The organism is Mesorhizobium sp. LNHC229A00 (assembly GCF_000502415.1).
In the GTDB taxonomy this organism is placed as follows: Bacteria; Pseudomonadota; Alphaproteobacteria; order Rhizobiales; family Rhizobiaceae; genus Mesorhizobium.
In genome coordinates this window covers 97,737-117,861 of sequence record NZ_AYWQ01000012.1, presented here as the reverse complement: position 1 = coordinate 117,861, position 20,125 = coordinate 97,737, and the positions used below count along the sequence as shown (strand labels likewise).

Sequence of the window (20,125 nt, the reverse complement as noted above, 5' to 3'; positions counted from 1 at the left end):
AGTGTAACACGCCGTCCGAAGTCATTCTGTTGCCTCATTTCGGCAACAGGTAGCTGGACCACACGGCACGAAGAAGCCGGTCCCCGGGATCATTGAGAGGAAGTGCACGACATGACGAGCCTGAACAGCAACGCGTACCGCCTGTCGGTCATGGCCGCAGGCGTGGTTGGCTTTCTCGGCGCAGGACTTCCCTCTGCTTCCGCGCAGCAGCAGCCGCAGATTCCGCAGGGCTGGTTCAAGGCCTGCACCAAGCAGGAAGACGTCGACATCTGCAATGTCCAGAACATCGTCACCGCTGGCAATGGCCAACTCGTCACCGGCGTCAGCCTGATCGAGCTCAAGGGCAAGGTGAACCGCAAAGTGTTCCAGGTGACGGTCCCGACCGGCCGCCTCGTGCCTCCCGGCATTGGCCTGCAAATCGACACCGGCAAGGCGCAGAAGCTCGACTATGTCATCTGCTTCCCGGATCGCTGCGTGGCGGAAGTGCCGCTGACCGATCAGCTCGTCGCTTCGTTCAAGAAGGGTCAGGGGATCACGCTGACCTCGATCAATTTCCAGAACCAGGCCAACCCGATCAAGATCGCGCTGCAGGGCTTCAGCGGCGCCTATGACGGACCGCCGCTGCAGCAGTCCGACATCGAGGACCGGCAGAAAAAGCTTCAGGACTTCGTCGCCAAGAACAACCAGGATTTCGCCAAGAAGCTCAAGGACGAGCAGGAGAAGGCGAAGACCGCCAACTGATCCGGCGTCGGCAACATATCGAGTCAAAAAAGCGGGGTCATGCCCCGCTTTTTTCATTTCTGGCCATACTCAGCATGCCGGAAGTCAGTGCCTGGACTGCCGTTTCGGCGCGTAGCACCCATCCGGCTTCTTGTCGAACATTTCGTTGATTTGCGGATGGCGGACGGGTTCTCCCGACTGATCCTCGAGCAAATTCTGCTCGGACACATAGGCGATGTATTCGGTTTCAGAATTCTCGGCGAGCAGGTGGTAGAACGGCTGGTCCTTGCGCGGCCGTACGTCGGCGGGGATGGCCTCGTACCATTCGTCGGTGTTGGCGAATTGCGGATCGACGTCGAAAATAACGCCTCGGAACGGGAACAGCCGGTGGCGAACCACCTGTCCGATCGCGAATTTGGCCGTTTTCATCGTACTCACCACTGAATTCCTTGGCTTTATTTGGCGCAGACTCCGCATCAATTCAATCCCGAGCGTCTGAGCGCCTTCAAGATACGCGGTACGCGCAACAAAGGTTCTGGTGAACGTCGCGATACCGCTGCAAAGTCCCCAAAATCGCTAGCGCTGCCGAGCCGGCTTCCGAAGGCCACCCGCAAGTGCCGCAAAGCCGCTGCCCGGGCGAAGCCCTTCACGCATGAAGAAGGCACGCAGCGGTGTAAAGCCGCCAAGCACACCCAGGCCAACGCCACGCGCCATCTGCGCCGGCAACATGTCCGAAAGCAGCGACATGTTGAGGAGATTGACAGCGCTGCTGCGCGCCAGAACATCGGGCCGGCGCTTGAAATCGTATGCAGCAAGGGCCGCAACAGCCCCCGGATCCTCACGTTTTTCGCGCGCGATTCCAACCAGATCGTCAATATCCCTGATCCCTAGGTTGAGGCCTTGCGCGCCAATCGGCGGGAACACGTGCGCCGCCTCGCCGACAAGCGCCACCCGTCGTGCCGCGAAACGCAGGGGGGTAACCGTCGACAATGGATAGATCTGGCTGCCCGGCTCCACGGTTACCCGGCCCAGCATCGACTGCATCTGTCGCTCGACCCGGAGCGAGAGCGTTGCATCGTCCAAAGCGGCAAGCTCCTTGGCGGTCTCGGGCTTGACCACCCAGACAAGGCTGGAGCGATTGCCCGGCAGTGGAACCTGCGTGAACGGGCCGGTCTCTGTATGGAATTCCGTCGAGGTGAAGCCATGTTCGCGGTTGTGGCCGAAATTGAGGACGAGCGCCGCCTGGGGGTAGGCGCGCGCCGCCGTCGAGATGCCCGCGGCCTCGCGGGCGGGCGACAGGCGGCCGTCGGCGGCGACCGCAAGGGACGCATCGATCTCGCTGCCATCAGCCAGCGCGGCATGCGCTTTGACGGCGCCGAGGTGCCATGCCTTCACCATGGATCTGCGCCATTCGATCCCGGAATGCGCGGTCACCTTGCCGGCAAGCGCCGGGCCAAGGACGCCGTTTGGGAGGTTCAGGCCGAACTGTTCCTCGTCGATCTCGCTGGCGCGGAAGGTGACGACGGGGCTGCGGATCAGCCGGCTGGTCGCATCGACAATGCGCATCACCTTCAAGGGCGCGCCCTTGGGCCTGATGCCCTCGAGCACGCCCAGCCGTTCGAGCATCTTCAGGGCAGGCGCCATGAGCGCCGTCGTGCGACCGTCGGGAGCCGAGATGTCCGGCCCGACAATCGTCACGCGAAAGCCGGCATCGGCGAAGGCAAGCGCGGCGATCAACCCGGCCGGCCCCGTGCCCGCAATCAGTATCCGCGCTGTTTCCTGATGCTCCAAGATCGGCTTCCGGTCTGCAGTTGAGAGGCGGCCACCAGACCCGCCAGTCGAAAGAGGCATATAGGGCAGATGATGCGGCTTGATCAACGCGGCGATTCGGCCCATTCGGGTGTCATGACCGGCCAACAGGACGATTTCAGCCATCTCGACCGCGCCGGCCGCGCCACGGCAAATGTCGCGCGCAACCCGCGTTTGACGGTCAATGTCGTCGTCTGTGCAAGCATCGGGGTGGCCTGGCTGCTGCTTGCCGCGATGGCGATACGCGGCGCCGAGGCGCGGATCAGCGCGCCGGGCGACGGTCTCCTGCGCAACCTGCCACAGCTGCCGCTGCCCGATTTCCTGGAACGTTTTTTCGTTCTATGCCTTTCGCCAGCACCGCTGGACGCGAGCATCGGCCCGCGCGCTTTGGCACTCATCCTCATGTGGTTCTTGATGGCGATCGCCGCGATGCTGCCGTCGGCGGCGCCGATGATCCGCACCTATTGCGAGATCGCCGATACGGCGCGGATCAAGCGGGCGCCGGTCGTCCATCCGCTGGTGCTGGTTGCCGGCTACCTCTGCGCCTGGCTCGCCGCCTCGCTGCTGTTTGCGGCACTGACACTTGCCGTCCACGCCGGCGCCGCGTCCGGAGGGGTATTCGATCCGGTGCTTGGCGTTGCGGGTGGACTGGCCTTGCTGGTTGCCGGCCTCTACCAGTTCAGCGGCCTCAAGGAGGCCTGCCTGACGAAATGCCGGAACCCGTTCTCGACCTTGTTTTCAAACTGGAGTGCCGAGATCTTCCGCATCTTTCGGCTGGGCTTCGTGCAAGGCATCTGGTGCCTGGGATGCTGCTGGGCACTGATGCTGGTGATGTTCGCAGTCGGCGTCATGAACGTCTTCTGGATGGCGCTGATCGGCGTGTTCACCCTGATTGAAAAACAAGCGACGGGCAGTCTTCCAACCCGGCTGGCCGGTGCGATACTGCTTGTCTGGGCAGCCGTGCTGCTAGTAGTCTCACTGTGATTGGGGGGGAATTCGATGACTGACCCGGGCTGGGCAATGAAAGGAGAGCTCGTACTCTCCTGCAATTGCACGGTTTTTTGCCCTTGCGTCTTGTCGCTCGGCAGTCACCCGCCAACAGAAGGCTATTGCCAGACATGGGCGGGTTTCCGTATCGATGCGGGTCACTTCGGCGAAGTCGACCTCTCCGGCCTCAACCTTGGGCTGATCATGGAAATCCCCGGTTACATGAGCCGCGGCAATTGGACCGCGGGCCTGTTCATCGACATCAGAGCCTCGGTTTACGCGGTCAAGGCATTGACCAGGATCTTCACCGGCAAGGCCGGCGGGACCCCGTCGCTGCTCTCGATCCTCGTCGGCAAATTCCTGGGCGTCGAACAGGTGCCGATCACCTACGAGACACGGGACAAGACCCGCATCTTCCAGATTCCGAAGATCATCGACGGAGCGGTCACGCCAATCGCGGGCAAGGACCGCGACAAGGATACGGTGATCACGAATTCGGAATACTGGATCGCACCGGAGATCATCGTGGCGAGGTCCGACAAGAGCAAGATGCGCGCCTTTGGCCGCAACTGGAACTTCGCCGGCCGCTCGGCCGAGATATGCAAGCTTGATTGGCGGGGCCCGTGAGCAAGAACACAAAAGCCCGCAAGATCGCCGGGAAGATCACCGACCGGATTCCGCGGCCGAAGAAGAAGGTCACCTGGCCGCAAGCGCGTGCGTTTTCGGTGCATCTGCTGACCGCCTCGGGTTCGTTCCTGGCTTTCCTGTCGCTGGTGGCGGCGAGCGAGGAGCGCTGGACGGCTATGTTCTGGTGGCTAGGCCTGGCGCTGTTCGTCGATGGCATCGACGGGCCGATCGCCCGAAAGCTGGAGGTCAAGGAAATCCTGCCGACCTGGTCCGGCGAACTCCTCGACAACATCATCGACTACGTGACCTACGTGCTGATCCCGGCCTTCGCGCTCTACCAACGGGGCTTCATGGGCGAAGGCCTGTCGTTCCTTTCGGCGGCGATCATCGTCGTCTCCAGCGCGATCTACTATGCCGACACCGGCATGAAGACGAAGGAGAATTTCTTCAAGGGCTTCCCGGTGGTCTGGAACATGGTGGTGTTCACGCTGTTTGTCATCGAACCGGGACAATGGGTCTCGTTCGCGGTGGTGGTGGTGGCCGGCATTCTGACTTTTGTCCCGATAAACTTCATCCATCCGGTGCGGGTGAAGAGGCTGCGGCCGATCAATCTCGGCATGACGCTGTTGTGGTGTGCTTTCGGCGCGCTCGCGCTTGCGCAGGCCGCACTCGCCGCTTTCTACGACCAGATCGGCGTGCTGGGCGAGCAAGTCGGCACTTTCACCAAGATCGGCATCACCGTTACCGGGCTCTACCTCGCAACCATTGGTGGCCTCATGCAGTTCTTTCCGAACCTCGGCGCCAAAAAGGCCTGACCCGCCGCTCTTCAAGGAATCCTCTCCATGTCCAAAGCCATCCGCATCCACGCCAATGGCGGTCCGGAAGTCCTGATCTATGAGGACACCGATCCTGGCCAACCTGGTTCGGGGCAGATCCTGATCAGGCATACCGCGATCGGCCTCAATTTCATCGATGTCTATCATCGCTCGGGTCTTTATCCGCCGCCCGGCGGATTTCCGCTCGTTCCGGGCAGTGAAGCCGCCAGCGTGGTGCTGGAAGTCGGCGGGGGCATCGACTGGCTGAAGCCGGGCGACCGGATTGCCTATGCCGTGACGACGGGCGCTTACGCGCAAGAACGCGTCATTGATGCCAGCAAGGTCGTCAAGATACCGGACGGCATCAGCGACGAGCAGGCCGCCGCCATGATGCTGAAAGGCATGACCGCGGAATACCTCCTGCGCCGCACCTTCAAGGTGAAGGCGGGCGACACCATCCTGTTTCACGCCGCGGCCGGCGGGGTCGGCCTGATCCTCGGCCAATGGGCGAAGCATCTCGGCGCGACTGTCATCGGCACCGCCAGTTCCACCGACAAGATCGAACTCGCCAAGGCGCACGGCTTCGACCATGTCATCAACTACAAGGAGCAGGATTTCGTCGCCGGCGTAGCAGCCATCACCGGCGGCAAGAAGTGCGACGTCGTCTACGATTCGGTGGGTAACGACACATTTCCGGCATCGCTCGAGTGCCTGAGGCCGCTCGGCATGTTCGTCAGCTTCGGCCAGTCCTCGGGACCCATCCCGCCGTTCTCGATGTCGCTGCTGGCGCAGAAGGGCTCGCTGTTCGCAACCAGGCCGACGCTGTTCGTCTACAATGCCAGGCGCGAGGACCTCGATGCCTCCGCCGCCGCACTGTTCGAGGTCGTGCTCAGCGGCGCCGTCGAGATCAAGATCAATCAGCGCTACGCGCTGAAAGACGCCGGCAAGGCACATGCGGACCTTGAAGGCCGCAGAACGACAGGTACGACTATCCTGGTTCCCTGACGACAATCTGCCTGGGTTTCCAGCGCGCTGCCGCAGCCGCAGGCATGGTTTGCCCGAAAAGCCGGCCCGCCATATGCTTGTGCGAAGGAAGGCTGATCTTTGTCCTTGAGTTTCCGCTGAAATTCTTGAAGCTCTTTCAAGTTGGGTGCTGCTTTCGCACGAGAGGCGGCCGCGCATACGATGCTTGCGGGAACACAGAACATGTCCGGTAATCCGGATGGGAGGCACTGTGAGTGCAAATCATGATGGGGCGAACCTGCTCGAGGTTCGTGGCCTGACCAAGATATTCGGCACGCTGACAGCGTGCGATCATGTCGATCTCAACATCGCCAAAGGTGAAATCCACGCTTTGCTCGGTGAGAACGGCGCCGGCAAATCGACACTGGTCAAGATGCTGTTCGGCTCGCTGGAACCCAATTCCGGCGACATTTTCTGGAACGGCCAGGCAGTGCGGATCACCAGCCCAGGCGTTGCCAAAAAGCTCGGCATCGGCATGGTTTTCCAGCATTTTTCGCTGTTCGAAGCCCTGACGGCCGCCGAGAACATCGCGCTGTCGTTGGATGACGGCTCGCCGATCGGCAGCATCGCGGCCAAGGCGAGGGCGCTTTCCTACAGCTATGGCCTGCCGCTCGATCCGGAATCGCTGGTCGGCGATCTGTCCGTCGGCGAGCGCCAGCGCATCGAGATTATCCGCTGCTTGCTGCAGACGCCACAGCTCATCATCCTGGACGAGCCGACATCGGTGCTGACCCCGCAGGAAGCGGACAAGCTGTTCGAGACGCTGGAACGCTTGCGCGCGGAAGGCAAATCGATCCTCTACATCTCGCACCGGCTTGAAGAGGTCAAACGCATCTGCGACCGCGCCACGGTGCTGCGGCACGGCAAGGTGGTTGGTCACTGCAACCCGCGCGAGGAGACAGCCTCATCGCTCGCCCGCATGATGGTCGGCAACGAAGTACAGGCCGTGGTGCGGGCGCCGGTCGAAGGGATCGAAACCGCGCAGCCGCTGCTCGAAATCCTCAACCTCAACCGCAAGCCGGCAACGCCGTTTTCGATTCCGCTCAAGAACATCAGCCTCAATGTCCGCGCTGGAGAGGTGATCGGCATTGCCGGTGTCGCCGGCAATGGCCAGGGCGAGTTCTTCGAATCCGTCTCCGGCGAGGTTTTGCAGCAGGATGCCGCTTCGGTGCGCATCCGCGGCAAGAACGCTGGCGGCCTCACCATTACCGGAAGGCGCCTGTTGGGGGCTGCGTTCGTGCCGGAGGAGCGTCTCGGTCATGGCGCCGCGCCGCGCATGAAGCTCTCGGAAAACCTACTGCTGTCGCGCCATGCCACGGACGGCAAGGCTTTTGTCGGCACCGGCGGCATGGTCAAGAGCGGCGCCGTCTATGCCGCCTCGCAACGCATCATCGAGGCGATGGATGTGCGCAAGAGCGCGCCGGATCCTGAAGCGGCAGCACTTTCGGGCGGCAATCTGCAGAAATTCATCGTCGGCCGCGAACTCGACCGCCGCCCAAGCGTGATGGTGGTGAACCAGCCGACATGGGGTGTCGACGCCGGTGCCGCCGCCCACATCCGTCAGGCTCTGATCGAACTGTCGCGCGGCGGATCGGCGGTGCTGGTGATCAGCCAGGATCTCGACGAGCTGTTCGAAATATCGGACGCAATCGCCGTCATGCACAATGGAGAATTGTCCAGGCCGATGCCGATCGCAGAAGCGACTTTCGAGAAGGTCGGCTTGCTGATGGGCGGCGCCGAGCCAGGCCACGCCGAACATACGCTGGAGACGGCATGATGCGCCTCGAACTCGTCAAACGCCCGCAGCGCTCGGCGCTGTTTTCGGCACTGTCGCCGTTCATCGCCTTCGCGCTGACCATCATTGCCGGCGCGGTTCTGTTCGCGCTGCTCGGCGTCAATCCGCTGAATGCATTCCAGATCTATTTCATCGAGCCGGTCAGCCAGGTCTGGCAGTTGCATGAGCTGGCGATCAAGGCGGCGCCGCTGATCCTGATCGCTGTCGGCCTGTCGGTCTGCTACAAGGCCAATATCTGGAACATCGGCGCCGAGGGCCAGTTCATCTTCGGCGCGATCTTCGGCTCCATCATTCCCGTGCTGTTCCCGCAATTCGAAGGCCCGTTGGTGCTGCCGCTGATGCTTCTGCTCGGCATGGTCGGCGGTGCGGCCTACGCGGCGATCCCGGCCTTGCTGAAGACCCGGTTCAATACCAACGAGATCCTGACCAGCCTCATGCTGGTCTATGTCGCGCAGCTGTTCCTCGACTGGCTGGTGCGGGGTCCCTGGCGCGATCCGCAGGGCCACGGCTTTCCGCAGACGATCCAGTTCGGCGACTCGGCCGTGCTGCCGGAACTGATGCCTGATGCCGGACGCGCCAATTGGGGGTTTGTGTTCGCCCTGGTGGCCGCGGTGCTGATCTGGATCCTGATGGGCCGCATGCTCAAGGGCTTCGAGGTCCGCGTGCTGGGCTCCAGCCCGAGAGCAGGGCGCTTCGCCGGCTTCGGACTCAACCGCATGGTGTTCTTTGCCTTCCTGCTATCGGGAGCGCTGGCCGGCCTTGCCGGCATCTCTGAAGTCTCCGGCGCCATCGGGCAACTTCAGCCCGTAATTTCGCCCGGGTACGGCTTCACGGCTATCATCGTGGCATTCCTCGGCCGCCTCAATCCGCTCGGCATCGTCGCCGCGGGCCTGGTGCTGGCCCTGACCTATCTCGGTGGCGAGGCCGTGCAAAGCGCGCTCGGCATTTCCGACAAGGTGGCGAGGGTGTTCCAGGGCATGCTGCTGTTCTTCGTGCTTGGCTGCGACACGCTCATTCACTACCGCATTCGCTTGATCGGTCTGGCGCTGACGAAACAGGAAACGCCCGCGAAGCTCGAGACCGCGCCAAAGTTGAAGGAAGCCCGCTGATGGACATTACCGTCAACATCCTCCTGACCATCGCCACGGCGGCGACGCCGCTATTGATAGCGGCGATTGGCGAATTGGTGGTCGAACGTTCCGGCGTGCTCAACCTCGGTGTCGAGGGCATGATGGTCATGGGCGCCGTCGGCGGCTTCGGGGCTGGCTATCTGACGGGATCGCCCTGGATCGGCCTTTTGGCGGCGATCGTCGTGGGCGCGCTGTTCTCCTTGCTTTTTGCCGTGATGACGCTGTCGCTGGCCACCAACCAGGTGGCAACCGGCCTGTCACTGACGCTGCTTGGTCTCGGCCTTTCCGGCATGATGGGAACAGGCTTCGTTGGCCAGCCCGGCGTCAGGCTGCCCAATCTCGATATTCCCGGCCTCAGTTCCATACCGATCGTGGGCAGGCTTCTTTTTGGCCAGGATCCGATCTTCTACATTTCGATCGCGCTGACGGCCGCGGTGATGTGGTTCCTGTTCAAGACGCGTACTGGCCTCACGCTGCGCTCGATTGGTGACAGCCATGCCTCGGCCCATGCGCTCGGCATCAAGGTCATCCGCTACCGCTATCTCTCGGTCATCTTCGGCGGTGCCTGCGCCGGTCTGGCCGGCGGGCATCTGTCGCTGGTGTATACGCCACAGTGGGTCGAGAACATGTCCGCGGGCCGCGGCTGGATCGCGCTCGCACTAGTGGTGTTCGCGTCATGGCGGCCATGGCGGGTGCTGGCCGGTGCCTACATCTTCGGCGCGGTGTGGATCGGCCAGCTTCATGCACAAGCTTTTGGCATTCCAGTGCCCTCGCAGATGCTTTCTTCTCTGCCCTATCTGGCAACCGTCGTGGTTCTCGTTCTAATCTCGCGCAACAAGCGTCTGACGATGATGAACACGCCGGCATCCCTGGGGCAGCCATTCGTTCCGGATCGTTGACAACAAGAACAAGACGGGAAGCTCCAAGGCTTAACTCAGAGAGGTAACACAATGAAAAAACTGCTTATTGCCCTGATGACGACGACAGCGGCTTTGTCGCTAGCCGCGTCCGCGGAGGCCGCCGACAAGTTGAAGGCCTGCTGGGTCTACACCGGCCCGATCGGCGATTTCGGCTATTCCTACCAGCACGACCAGGGCCGCCTCCAGGTCGAGAAGGCGCTTGGCGACAAGGTCGAGACTGCTTACCTGGAAAACGTCTCCGAAGGCCCCGATGCCGACCGCGCTTTCGAGCGCCTGGCGCGCGAAGGCTGCAAGATCATCTTCGGCACCTCGTTCGGCTTCATGGACGCCGAAGTGAAGGTTGCCAAGAAGTTTCCCAAGGTGATGTTCGAGCACGCCACCGGCTATAAGACCGGGGACAATCTCGGCATCTACAATGCCCGCTTCTATGAAGGCCGCTATGTGCTCGGCCAGATCGCCGCCAAGGAATCGAAGTCCGGCGTCGCCGGCTACATCGTCTCCTTCCCGATCCCGGAAGTGGTGATGGGGATCAACTCCTTCATGCTCGGCGCGCAGTCGATCAATCCGAACTTCAAGGCCAAGATCGTCTGGGTCAATTCGTGGTTCGATCCGGGCAAGGAAGCCGACGCCGCCAAGGCGCTGTTCGACCAGGGCGCCGACATCATCGTCCAGCACACCGACTCGACCGCTGCCCTGCAGGTGGCCGAGGAGCGCAAGCTGCACGGCTTCGGCCAGTCGTCCGATATGATCAAGTTCGCGCCCAACGCGCAGCTGACCTCGCTGACCGACGAATGGGGGCCCTACTACATCAGCCGTGTGCAGACAGCCATTGACGGCAGCTGGAAGCCGGACAATGTCTGGCTCGGCATCAAGGACGGCGCGGTTAAGCTCGCGCCGTACACCAACATGCCAGACGACGTGAAGGCGATGGCCGAAGCGACCGAAAAGAAGATCGCCGGAGGCTGGAACCCCTTCACCGGGCCGATCGCCAAGCAGGACGGCTCGGCATGGCTGAAGGACGGCGAAGTCGCCGACGACGGGACGCTGCTCGGCATGAATTTCTACGTCAAGGGCGTCGACGACAAGCTGCCGCAATAGACAGCACGCCACGTCTCGATTGGGAGAGGGCGCCGCGAGGCGCCCTTTTTCATTTGGATGGACAACTTGACGGAAGGCTCAGACAGCCGAGCCGTAGAGGTCGTAAGCGTCCGCACGCTCGATCTTGACGGTGACGATGTCGCCGGCGCGCATCGGGCGGCGCGACTGGATATGGACCGAGCCATCGATCTCGGGCGCATCATATTTGGTGCGACCCTTTGCCGATTTGCCGTGCGCTTCGTCGATCAGCACCGGCAGACGCTTGCCGACCTTCCTGGCCAGCTGCGCTGCCGAGATCTTCTGCTGGCGCTGCATGAAGCGATGCCAGCGCGCTTCCTTGATCTCCTGCGGCACCTGCTCGAGCCCGAGCTCGTTGGAGCGGGCGCCTCTGACCGGCTCGTATTTGAAGCAACCGGCGCGATCGATTTTCGCTTCATCCAGCCAATCGAGTAGCATCTCGAAGTCGTCATCCGTTTCGCCGGGGAAGCCCACGATGAAGGTCGAGCGGATGGCGAGATCCGGGCACACGTCGCGCCAGCCGCGAATGCGCTCGAGCGTCTTTTCGCCATGGGCGGGCCGGCGCATGTTCTTCAGCACCTGTGGCGAGGCATGCTGGAAGGGGATGTCCAGGTAAGGAAGGATTTTTCCTTCGGCCATCAGCGGGATGACGTCGGCGACATGCGGATAGGGATAGACATAATGCATGCGCACCCAGATGCCGAGCTTGCCCAATTCCTCCGAGAGGTCGAGGAATTTCGCCCGCACTTCGCGGTCGCCGAACATGGACGTCTGGTACTTGATGTCGATGCCGTAGGCGCTGGTATCCTGCGAGATGACGAGCAGTTCCTTGACGCCGGCATTGGCCAGTTTCTCGGCTTCGCGCAGCACATCGGCGGCCGGCCGCGAGACGAGATCGCCGCGCAGTGCCGGAATGATACAGAAGGTGCAACGGTTGTTGCAGCCTTCCGAAATCTTCAAATAGGCGTAATGGCGTGGCGTCAGCTTGACGCCTTGCGGCGGCAGCAGGTCGATGTAGGGATCGTGTGAGGGAGGGGCTGCCTCATGGACGGCGGCCATCACGCTCTCATAGGCCTGCGGGCCGGTGATCGCCAGCACGTTGGGGTGCCTCTCGCGGATCACGTCCGGCTCTGCGCCGAGACAGCCGGTGACGATGACCCTGCCGTTTTCCGACAATGCCGAGCCGATGGCGTTGAGCGACTCGTCGCGGGCGGAGTCGAGAAAGCCACAGGTGTTGACGACAACGAGATCGGCGCCGTCGTGCTTGCGGGCGATCTCGTAGCCCTCGGCCCGCAGACGCGTGATGATGCGCTCGGAATCGACAAGGGCTTTGGGACATCCGAGACTGACGAAGCTGACGCGCGGGGCGGACATGGGCAATTTTCCAATGGACGCGAACCGGAAACACCGATCCGGCCCGCAGTCTCAACATATGACGGTTTGCATGGCTCCTGGCAGGAGCTCAATTCGGGCGGCGCAATAGCACGGCTTGCTCAATCAGGCAAACGGAGCCCCGCGGCCCGGCATGTGTGTCAGTGCCCGCTTGACCCGAACCAGGGTGACAGGAAGGCGAAATGATCGGGGAATTGCTGCACGGCCCCGTCCAGCAGCATCTTGACCGCGACATAGAGGATGATGACCAGGCCGATATAGGCAATCCAGCGGTATTTGTGCAGCAAGCGCGCGACGAACGACGCGGCAAAACCCATCAACGCGATCGACAGCGCCAGTCCGACAATCAGCACCGTCGGATGGTTCATAGCCGCTCCCGCGACGGCCAGAACATTGTCGAGCGACATCGAGACGTCGGCAATGACGATCTGCCAGGCGGCCTGCGAGAAGGTTTTGCTCGGCCCCTTGCCGCCAATGACGCCATCCTTGTCGAAGTCGCCGTTCGACAGCGCTTCGGTGGCGTCGCGCTCATCGTCGTGGCTGACACGCAATTCGCGCCACATCTTCCAGCAAACCCACAGCAAAAGCAGGCCGCCGCCGATAAGCAGCATGGGACCAATGGTCAGCAGCCATTGCGTGATCAGGGCGAAGAAAATGCGAAGAACGGTAGCCGCCGCGATGCCGACAAGAATGGCTCGCTGACGCTGGCTGGCCGGCAGGCCGGCCGCGGCAAGGCCGATAACGATGGCATTGTCGCCCGCGAGCGCAAGGTCGATGGCGATGACCTGAAGGAGAGCCGAAAAGCCCGCGGCGGTAAATATTTCCATCGACATGGAAGCCCTTCGTCGAGTGTTCGTCGTCGATCGTCCGAACGGGCCTAAAGGCATGGTCCACTGGCGTCAAGTCGCGGCAACGGGCAACGCTGGAAACCATTTTCGTGGCGGTGGACTTACAGGAGGTTCTCAACAGCCGCCGCGCGCAAGCCAGAGACGGTCGCAAGCTCGCGAGAACCTAATCGTAGAGATTGTATTTCGGCCAGTCGGCTTCCGGAATCTCGTCCCCGATCCGATAGCGGAGCTGGAGAACTTCCATATGATCCGGCCCCGTCTGGCATTTGAACTTCAGCCGGTACCACTGCCCCTTGCTGCGGAACGCCGCACCGGAGCTCCGAATTGCGTCGGCGCTCATCTCCGGCGTCGCGAAGGCGTAAGCGACGACGCGGTCGGCCTTGAACTTGCGATCATCGTGGGTGATCCGGTCCAGGATTTCGGCATCGCAACGCTGTTCGAGGCGAGTTTGCGGGTCAAGTTTCATCAGCCCGGCGCGCAAGGCGTTGTCCATCGCACTGGCCGGAAAAGCCAGCGTCAGGGACGCAATGGCCATCATGCAGAGTGTCTTCATGGGCGGGACAAGCAACATGTTTTGTCTGAAGAATCAACCAATAGCGGCGGTTCATGCTCGGCAAACCCGGTATTCAGAGGTCCGGCGCAATCAAAATCTCGTGTCGGCCTTCATCTGCTCGACCTGCGGCCAACGCATCAAGGAGGCGCGGCCGGCGTCGGTGAGGTCGTAGACGCCGCGATCGACGCGCGCGAACCAGCCATAGACATTGTGCTGCAGAATTTTCGGCGCGAGCGGCGTCAACGCCTTCAGATCGCGCGGGCGCTTGGGTCCGTCCGCCAACGCCGCGGCGCAGGTGAGGGCGCTCTGCCGGTAGGCGGTCATGATCGGAGTGCGCGATCCGCCGCCAGCGACAGGATCGCCGCGGCGGCGCTGGTGCTCGTCGACGAGGCGAGAACGCCGTCGCGCATTTTTGCGCGGCGCCGGGGCGACCGGAGTGACAAGCACTTCGACCCTATCATTGGCGGTCACGCCGAGCAGGCCGAAGCCAAGCCGGCGACAGAGATTGCGAAACCTGGCATCGCTTTCGCGTCCCTTGCCCCGCGCCGACATGCGCGCCGCCAGCCAAACTTCATCGCAAGCAGCCGCACGGTCGACGCCTTGCAGAACCAGTTCGAGATTGAACTGCAGCTTCAGCTCGCAGATGACGACAATCGGCGGCTCTCCCTCGCGCAAAGCGACGATGTCGCAACCACCGATTTCCCCTTTCACGACGAAGTCGAGGTTTTCGAGGAAACGCTTCACCGGCGCGTAGAGTGAGGTCTCGTTCATAGCGCAAGGTCTAGCTGATTCGAGATGAAAAGCCTCGCAGGCGAATGGTGGCGCGTGCCTGCCCAGAGCCGGATTTCGGAAGCGATGCGGCAGGGCTCAACAATGAATTTTTGCCAGGAAGGCCAACAGCGCACGATTGAACTGGTCGGGACGCTGCAAGGGCGCGAAGTGACTGACGCCAGGCAGCACGATCAATTCCGATGCCGGTATGCTGCGGGCCAGGTAGATCGCGTGCTCGTCCTTGATGAATTCGTCGTGCTCGCTTTGGACAACCGCAACGGGCGCGCGAACCTCTCGCAACTGGGCGGCGCCATAGTTGGGTTCGCTCTTCATCATCAGGCCCACAGCTTCGACAAACGCGTCGAATTCACCTGGCGTGGCCGACAGCTCGGCATAGTCCTTTTTGTGCCGGCCGAAACACCGCTCGATGACCGGAGTGGCCTCAAAATCCTTCGTGCCGCTGGGATCCATATTGCAGCCGAAGAAGAACACGCCCGCGATCCGATCGGCGGCCTTCATGCCAAGGATCAGGGCAACGCAGGCGCCATCGCTCCAGCCCACCGCGATAGCCTTGTTCAATTGCAGGCGTTCCATTACCGCCAGGACATCCGAAGCCATCAGTTCGTATTTGTATGGCCGTTCGTCGCGGGTGCTGCGCCCATGGCCGCGACTGTCGATGGTGACGACCTGATAACCGTGCTTGACCAAAGCAGGGACTTGAAATCCCCAATTGCCGCTATGGCCAAGGCCACCATGCAACAGGATCACGGGATAACCCGTCCCAAACGTCGCGTACCAGATCCTTGCACCCTCGTGCTCGACCTGGCCTTCATCCGCCGCAGCCGGCAAAGGAGCGGCGCCATTCGCTTCGAATTTCGCCAGGTCGTCGTCGCGATAATCCATTGCCTAACAGCCTCCAAACGCGCACGCCTAGATTTACCGTCGGCAACCGCCAATACCAACCCGCGAGGGAATTTCTGCTGCCATCAAGCGACACGACAGGGGCGTTTGCATTGCCGTGCTCATGGCTTGCCATGTGACAAACGCACTCGCCGGGGGTCACATCCTAGTCGCGATCTGGCGCTACTTGGTCGGCGCGCGCTTGTCGAACGCAGCTCAACGCGGGTCCTCCCAGGACAAACCCCGGCGGGGTTTTTCATTTTCAGAACCATATTGTCGGTCGCGAGTTGTCCTTGCTATCGTGGCATTGCGGTCAGCACAGGGACGCCCATCATGGATGCAAGCGAAATGAGTGCGATCGGCGATACCCTCATGAGGATCGTCACGCCCGACATGTCTCCCAAGCAGCTTGTCAAAGCTGCCCGGAAAGCGCACCCCAAGGCCTCCAAGAAGGATATTGCGAGAGCAGCCTTCTTTTCGATCATCGCAGACGCCGACCGGGACATCGGCAAGGCCAGGAACCTGCAGGCGTTTGCCATCGCGGAGCGCACACAGCAGTCCGACTGAGCAAGGTGGCGACCTTCGCTTTGTGCAACATGCGGGCGGCCCGGCGAGGAGGGGTGGGACGCCGCCGGGCCTGACCAGCGGTGTTGGGTTGGGATGATTACCCGCCAGCTTGACCGTTAATACGCCAGCTTCCAGAAACGGCATCATTCAAACGGCGGAGACGGCCGGGCTGCATCAACCGTCGGGGCCACCAGACGAACGCGCGCAACGAAAAGCGGCTTCAAAAACCGAGCGAAAAAATCTGGCTGATATGTCTCCGGCTAAAAGCCAAATAGCAAACGCCAATCGTTCGCAGCCGGGGCGGAGCGGTCGCGGCGGCTGTCGATCTGTTGTTTTGGTAGCTTGGAGATGTCCCCTCAACTCCTAGCCGAATCGCCCGCCGCGCTCCTCCCGGAGGCGGCGGGCTTTGCTTTGTTGGAACCCGAGCCCCCCGACTTTGTTTTGGTTCGAGAACAGGAGGCGCATGTGGAGCCGAAGTCATCACGCGAAGTGCCAGGTCCAGAACCCCGCAAGGACCGAGGAAGGGACACCCGAAAAGCGGTTGCCGAAACACCTGACAAGACCAATGACTGGGACCGTGACGCCGTGCATGGAGATGGCGACACGATCGACATTCAGCCTGAGCCGGGCGTGGAGTCGAAATAGCCGTCTACGGTTGGGGTCGTCCCCGCAACCAACTTCGCCGCCCATCGTTGACCTATGCTGGTTGATCCCAGCACTCCAGAACTTGCCCGCCGGTTCCCACCTGGCGGGCCTTTTGCTGGGTGGGTTGGAAAATATGTGCCGGTCATGAAGGTGCGGGACTGGTCGGCTTACCCTGCTGTCGGTTCCCCCCTTTTGAATTGCCTCCTGCCCCGGCTGAAGGCCCTTTTTGCATGCCACGCGGCCTGGAGCTGCCGCCATCGGAAACAGCCGGGAAACAATGCGGTCGGCACGGCGATAGTTCAGACGGACCAAGCGATTGCCATAGCATCGCAGTTGGCCGTGCCACATCATCACAATGACGGACGACGTACCCTGCCACATGTGAAAAGCTTGACAGGTCGCACGAGGGGAATGGCCGGTGAAGGATCAAATTGTCGGATCATTTCGACACCATCCGAAGCCTAAATGCATCGCGTGGATCGCAGCGTCCGCAACGCTGGAAACGGAGCGAACCGAGCGAGACGCCAAGACTGCTGGCCTCAGGCGATTGAGGGCTTACTCGGAATGGCTCGTTCGCGACGATCTAGCCTCGATGCGCGATCAGATAGACTGCTCGGCTCTTCTGTAGAGTGGTTAGCCGGCTGTAGCACGGCTCACGCTTGCGAGAGAGATTTAGCAGAACTCGCTGCTATAGCGCTTCCCATTGCCGTTTGCCGGGCTGTCTGGGCGCTGGCGATGCCATCGAAGGCGCATTCCATGCTCAGAGCATCAATCGAAACGGATTCGCTATCAGTCTTCTGTTTGTCACGCTGAGCGGGCTGGCTCCGCCCGGCGGGCTTTTTTGGCCCTTATGAGGTCCTGCGGTTTTTTGAACCAGGCGCAAAAGGTGGAATGGTGCGGAACGGTGGATGTCGTTCGTTCTAGTTGCAACAACTGCAGTAACGNTGAACCAGGCGCAAAAGGTGGAATGGTGCGGAACGGTGGATGTCGTTCGTTCTAGTTGCAACAACTGCAGTAACGGTTGATTCAACCATTGCTGGTATTTATTCATCGTATGGTGGCGGCTCCGACAGTGCGGCGGGGGCTGGGTTGCCGGAGCCGCCTGCGCAGTCCGGTTGGGATTTGACCGCGCTGTCTCAGAATAGGACAGCGCGGTCAACGATTCGTTAATCGTGACAGTTTCGCCGGCCGGGCGTCAGCAGTAACCTGTAACTTGCGACGTTTAGCAATGACCGCCTTGGACGCAATGGAACGATTCCGTGTTTCGGCAGCGGCCCGCCGGCTTGGATTTCTCCCGTTTTATTGCACTCTCGCCTCAACCCTCTCAAGGCACTGAACGGGAATATCAGGCCATGTCGCCTTGGCGCATTCCGATGCCGTAACGGCCACCACGGGCTCGCCTCGCACACTGGCCGCTTGGGTGGGCGTGGATGCAAGGAGGAATGTTTGCGTTAGCAGGGCTGACAAGGCTGCAACTTGAACAAGCACGGCGGCAAAGGCGATTTTCTTGAGCATGCCGAGAGAACGCGGTGGATAGCTACCGGTTCCCTGTGCCCACCACGCTCAAAGTCAACGTGGATGGTGACCGCGAGGCGCTTTGCGGCACTTGCGGTCACCCCTTATCGGCATCCCTCAAATCGGCCCAGATGCCCGTCTCGAACTCGACCATGGCCCCGGCAGATGATTTGGTGAAGGTCTTTTGGTACCACCGCAGCGGGATAGCGGTGGTCCCTATCTGATTCATAGACGTTGTGGCGGAGGGAGTGTCTTCTAAACCTCAGTCCTTCAACGTTTGCTGATATACACGCGACGACAACCATTCGAGCGGTAGCCCAGGCTTCCTTCGGAACAAGCACATGTACAGCGCATGGTCTGCTGCGGGCTAGACGGGTTCGCTAAATGCCGATATTTCAAGCACATGGATAGCGAATCTTATCGCAGTAACGCTCTCGACGGTCTCCGTGGCATTGCTGCGACGTCGGTGATTTTTTACCACGCAATCCTTCACCATCAGGTTCTAATAGATACTATTCTAATCCCGCCGATCCAGAGCCTAAGTACCTTTGGCGACGTAGCGACCAAGATAGTACTTGCGGCGGTCAACGGAAACAGCGCAGTCTTGCTGTTCTTTGTTCTTAGCGGGTTTGTGCTCCGGCTGTCGCTGGAGCGAGACAAAGCTAGGCCGATCGTGGTGGTTGTCAATTTTGTCGTTCGTCGGCTATGTCGGCTCTACCCCGCCATGTTCTTCTGCATGGGCTGTTTCCTTGCGGTAGCGATTCTCTATCAGCAGCTAGGTTGGGCAGGCTTTCCGGTACCTAACCTCGGGGCTGCGCTCGTAAATGCTTCGCTTTTCAAGATTACGTGGCACGGCCCGTCAGGCACCATTCAAGCAGAGTTTCTGGCGGTACCCTTCATCTTGGCTGCGTTCTTCATTGGTCGAACATTCGGTCCGATCGCCGTGCTCGCCTGCGTCGCTTATTCGATCTTTGCCTTCGGCAATCCGGCAATGGTCTTGTGGGCTCCAAACATGCACAGCTGGCTGTCCGCATTCATGGTCGGAATGCTCGTCGCTGATAAGCGGCTGAAGCCGTTCTTCTCGGAGATGACGGGGCCAGCACTTGTTTTGCTTTGTGTAGGCTTCTTCGTCCTGAGAGCTGCAACCGACATGAATGGCATCCAGAGCGCCGTAGGGCAAACCGCGCTCTGCGGCGCTCTGGTCGGCGCAGTTTACTACGCGTCGCCGAAGTTGGCCGTCGTCCGCTTTTTGAACTGGCATCCGGTCCTGTTTTTGGGCCGCATCAGCTACAGCCTTTATCTGCTTAACGTCATATGGCTATTTGTCGCCTGGTCGATTGTTGTTCCACTCGGCGTGGAAACGACGCACCCGCTTTTTACCGGCATGGTTGTTGGGACCGTGGTCCTACTACTCACGATCCCGCTGGCAGCTTTCTCGGAGCGCTTGTTTGAACAAGGCGGCGTTTGGCTCGGGCAGAGGCTGACAATCCGACAACCGGCGAAAAATCTGGCATTCCTGCCGGCTTAGGTAACGGCATCGCCAGAACATGGAGTGCATCGGACGCGACTGAGGGAAGCTAAAGGCCATGTCATTCACCGCCTTCCAGACCAATGCGTTTCAGAACGACGCCTTCCAGACGGTGTTCCAGGTGCCGCTCTACCCGGGCGACGGCGGGCGCGCCGGCTATTATCGCCGCCCGCTCAAATACGTTCGCGACGGCCAGGTCGTCGACCTCAGCGGCACCGCCACGCCGACCACCGATGAAATCATCGGCTCCTTTGAACTGACGCCGGCAATCATGGCCGCGGATCTCCGATCTGGACTACCGCGGAAATTGAAAAGTGTCGGTCGCTTTATCCTGACTACAAGGCGATGAGGAAGGCGCTCCCTCATCGCACCCTAGAAGCGTTGAAGCATCGCTGCCGAGCCGAAAACCTAACTATCAAGCGGCACATATGGACGGCTCGGGAAGACACACAGTTTAGAAAAAT

19 protein-coding genes are annotated in these 20,125 nt (G+C 61.1%); 12 read left to right on the top strand and 7 right to left on the bottom strand.

The genetic code is table 11. The features are described from left to right. Positions 1–111 precede the first annotated feature (111 nt). Positions 112–741, top strand: coding sequence for an invasion associated locus B family protein (locus tag X742_RS148135; RefSeq protein WP_023773720.1), 630 nt, complete (start codon positions 112–114; stop codon positions 739–741). An 84-nt stretch (positions 742–825) separates the two neighbouring features. On the opposite strand, the gene hspQ is transcribed toward X742_RS148135, so the two are convergent. After that, positions 826–1,149 carry a heat shock protein HspQ gene (gene hspQ / locus X742_RS148140; RefSeq protein ID WP_023773719.1) on the bottom strand — a complete coding sequence of 108 codons (324 nt, stop codon included), beginning with the start codon at positions 1,147–1,149 and terminating at the stop codon, positions 826–828. 147 nt (positions 1,150–1,296) lie between these two features. Then, positions 1,297–2,511 (bottom strand): UbiH/UbiF family hydroxylase, encoded by a 1,215-nt coding sequence (locus X742_RS148145; RefSeq protein ID WP_023773718.1) that lies wholly within the window; start codon positions 2,509–2,511, stop codon positions 1,297–1,299. 72 nt (positions 2,512–2,583) lie between these two features. Here X742_RS148145 and X742_RS148150 point away from each other — a divergent pair, with 72 nt between their 5' ends. From X742_RS148150 to X742_RS148185, 8 genes are all read left to right on the top strand, one after another. Further along, positions 2,584–3,513: a DUF2182 domain-containing protein gene (locus X742_RS148150; RefSeq protein ID WP_023773717.1), complete on the top strand. Its 930-nt coding sequence runs from the start codon at positions 2,584–2,586 to the stop codon at positions 3,511–3,513. Positions 3,514–3,528: 15 nt separating this feature from the next. Beyond that, on the top strand, positions 3,529–4,143 hold the full coding sequence (locus X742_RS148155; RefSeq protein WP_023773716.1) for a DUF1326 domain-containing protein: 615 nt from the start codon (positions 3,529–3,531) through the stop codon (positions 4,141–4,143). Then, a complete protein-coding gene (gene pcsA / locus X742_RS148160; protein WP_015317886.1) occupies positions 4,140–4,958 on the top strand; it encodes a phosphatidylcholine synthase in 819 nt (272 codons plus the stop codon). The genes X742_RS148155 and pcsA overlap by 4 nt, the downstream gene beginning before the upstream one ends. 27 nt (positions 4,959–4,985) lie before the next feature. Further along, positions 4,986–5,963, top strand: coding sequence for a quinone oxidoreductase (locus X742_RS148165; protein ID WP_023773715.1), 978 nt, complete (start codon positions 4,986–4,988; stop codon positions 5,961–5,963). A gap of 217 nt (positions 5,964–6,180) precedes the next feature. Further along, the gene (locus X742_RS148170; RefSeq protein ID WP_023773714.1) at positions 6,181–7,758 is read left to right on the top strand and encodes an ABC transporter ATP-binding protein; all 1,578 of its coding nucleotides are present in this window, start codon (positions 6,181–6,183) and stop codon (positions 7,756–7,758) included. Beyond that, positions 7,755–8,885 carry an ABC transporter permease gene (locus X742_RS148175; protein WP_031248185.1) on the top strand — a complete coding sequence of 377 codons (1,131 nt, stop codon included), beginning with the start codon at positions 7,755–7,757 and terminating at the stop codon, positions 8,883–8,885. Before X742_RS148170 ends, X742_RS148175 begins: the two co-directional genes overlap by 4 nt. Next, positions 8,885–9,805, top strand: a complete 921-nt coding sequence (locus X742_RS148180) for an ABC transporter permease (RefSeq protein ID WP_031241293.1) — start codon at positions 8,885–8,887, stop codon at positions 9,803–9,805. The genes X742_RS148175 and X742_RS148180 overlap by 1 nt, the downstream gene beginning before the upstream one ends. Positions 9,806–9,856: 51 nt before the next feature. Next, positions 9,857–10,924, top strand: coding sequence for a BMP family ABC transporter substrate-binding protein (locus tag X742_RS148185; RefSeq protein WP_023773711.1), 1,068 nt, complete (start codon positions 9,857–9,859; stop codon positions 10,922–10,924). Positions 10,925–11,002: 78 nt separating this feature from the next. Here the strand turns inward: X742_RS148185 and rimO are convergent, their stop codons facing one another. The 5 genes from rimO to X742_RS148205 all read right to left on the bottom strand — a co-directional run bounded on the left by rimO (position 11,003) and on the right by X742_RS148205 (position 15,409). Beyond that, positions 11,003–12,316 carry a 30S ribosomal protein S12 methylthiotransferase RimO gene (gene rimO / locus X742_RS148190; RefSeq protein WP_023773710.1) on the bottom strand — a complete coding sequence of 438 codons (1,314 nt, stop codon included), beginning with the start codon at positions 12,314–12,316 and terminating at the stop codon, positions 11,003–11,005. 158 nt (positions 12,317–12,474) lie between these two features. Beyond that, positions 12,475–13,161: a TerC family protein gene (locus X742_RS148195; protein ID WP_023773709.1), complete on the bottom strand. Its 687-nt coding sequence runs from the start codon at positions 13,159–13,161 to the stop codon at positions 12,475–12,477. A gap of 184 nt (positions 13,162–13,345) precedes the next feature. Continuing rightward, entirely contained in the window at positions 13,346–13,753 is a 408-nt protein-coding gene (locus X742_RS148200; RefSeq protein ID WP_032922542.1) for a DUF930 domain-containing protein, read from the bottom strand. Positions 13,754–13,825: 72 nt separating this feature from the next. Then, the gene (locus tag X742_RS0137685) at positions 13,826–14,506 is read right to left on the bottom strand and encodes a DUF2161 domain-containing phosphodiesterase (protein WP_031248184.1); all 681 of its coding nucleotides are present in this window, start codon (positions 14,504–14,506) and stop codon (positions 13,826–13,828) included. A 96-nt stretch (positions 14,507–14,602) separates the two neighbouring features. After that, a complete protein-coding gene (locus X742_RS148205; RefSeq protein ID WP_023773707.1) occupies positions 14,603–15,409 on the bottom strand; it encodes an alpha/beta hydrolase in 807 nt (268 codons plus the stop codon). A gap of 330 nt (positions 15,410–15,739) precedes the next feature. Between X742_RS148205 and X742_RS148210 the strand changes: the two genes are divergently transcribed. The 3 genes from X742_RS148210 (at position 15,740) to X742_RS148230 (ending at position 20,010) form a co-directional block, all read left to right on the top strand. Beyond that, a complete protein-coding gene (locus tag X742_RS148210) occupies positions 15,740–15,973 on the top strand; it encodes a hypothetical protein (RefSeq protein WP_023773706.1) in 234 nt (77 codons plus the stop codon). A gap of 2,563 nt (positions 15,974–18,536) precedes the next feature. Next, complete coding sequence (locus tag X742_RS148225) at positions 18,537–19,661, top strand: acyltransferase (protein ID WP_198019227.1); 1,125 nt, start codon at positions 18,537–18,539, stop codon at positions 19,659–19,661. A gap of 58 nt (positions 19,662–19,719) precedes the next feature. Further along, on the top strand, positions 19,720–20,010 hold the full coding sequence (locus X742_RS148230; RefSeq protein ID WP_023773701.1) for a hypothetical protein: 291 nt from the start codon (positions 19,720–19,722) through the stop codon (positions 20,008–20,010). Positions 20,011–20,125 lie beyond the last annotated feature (115 nt).